This is a genomic window from Cupriavidus sp. 8B (genome assembly GCF_054589115.1).
The window spans coordinates 1-1,111 of the sequence record NZ_BAAILO010000220.1 but is presented as its reverse complement, the minus strand read 5'-3'; the positions used below and the strand labels follow the sequence as shown (position 1 = coordinate 1,111).

Sequence of the window (1,111 nt, the reverse complement as noted above, 5' to 3'; positions counted from 1 at the left end):
GCGGCGGCCGGGATGGACGACGGCCTGAGGCAAGCGTGTTCGGCGCGCATGGTGACATGGGTGGCATGCGTGCCCGCACTCGATGGCGGCTTGGCGCCGAACACGGCATCGCCTTCGCGCAGCCCGGTCACACCCCGACCGACCGCGCACACCGTCCCGACAAAATCGTTACCGAGCACGAGCGGCATGCGCGCCGCGCCCATGAGAGAGAAGAGCCTGCTGCCATAGCCGTCGCGGCGACGCACATCGATGGGATTGATCGCCGCTGCCTCCACCTGCACCACGATCTCGCCTTGGCGTGGCTGCGGGCAGGCCGCCGGGCGCAGCCCCAACGCGAAGGCGTCGCCAAAGCCGTCGATGGCGGCGATATAGCTGTGACTCATGACGCCACCACCCGATTGCGCTGCTCGCCCAGGTCGATGGCGCCGTCGTCGGTGCGGATCGAAGCGGTCATGATGTCGCCCGGCCGCAGGTAAGCCGGGTTCGACAGGCCCTTCTTGATGAAGAGGCGCCACTTCGCGCTCTCGGACAGCACATGCCGGAACACCCACATCGCCAGCTTGCCAGGCGCACGGGCGGCACAGCCGGCCGGCGTGCCGGTGGCGATCAGATCGCCGGCTTGCAGGTCGTGCAGGGCGGACAGCTCGGTAAGCGTCTGATGGGGCATGTAGATCATGTCGCTGCAGTAGGCGTCCTGGCGGGGCTGCCCGTTAACATGCAGCTGCATACGGAGCTCGGGCCAGCGCCGCCATTCCTCGGCGTCCAACAGCACCAGGAAGGGTCCGACCGGGCCGAAGCTGCGGTAGCTCTTGCCCTTGTAGAACTGGGCCTGCGGCAGCTGGACGTCGCGTGCCGAAATGTCGTTGACGATGGTCACGCCAGCGAGGAACTCGTGCAACTGGTCCGGCCCGACCTGGACCGCGCCGCTTAGCGGCTTGCGCACCACGAGACCGAGCTCGATTTCGTAGTCGAGCAGTCGCACATGCGCCGGCCGCACCACGTCGGCGTCGGCGGGCGCAAGGCAGGACGGGGCCTTGGTGAACAGCGTGTTGAAGCCGATCTTGTCGGGGTCCATGCCGGACTCACGCACATGGCTGGCATAGTTGATGCC

General features: G+C 67.4%; 2 protein-coding genes. Both read right to left on the bottom strand.

Features of this window, described 5'->3' with window-relative positions; translation table 11 throughout:
- Positions 1-383 (bottom strand): alcohol dehydrogenase catalytic domain-containing protein (locus ACYP5B_RS21825; RefSeq protein ID WP_459571055.1); only part of this gene is annotated, 383 nt, incomplete at its 3' end.
- The coding region (locus tag ACYP5B_RS21820) for a fumarylacetoacetate hydrolase family protein (protein WP_459571054.1) at positions 380-1,111 on the bottom strand (732 nt) is incomplete at its 5' end. The genes ACYP5B_RS21820 and ACYP5B_RS21825, both read right to left, overlap by 4 nt.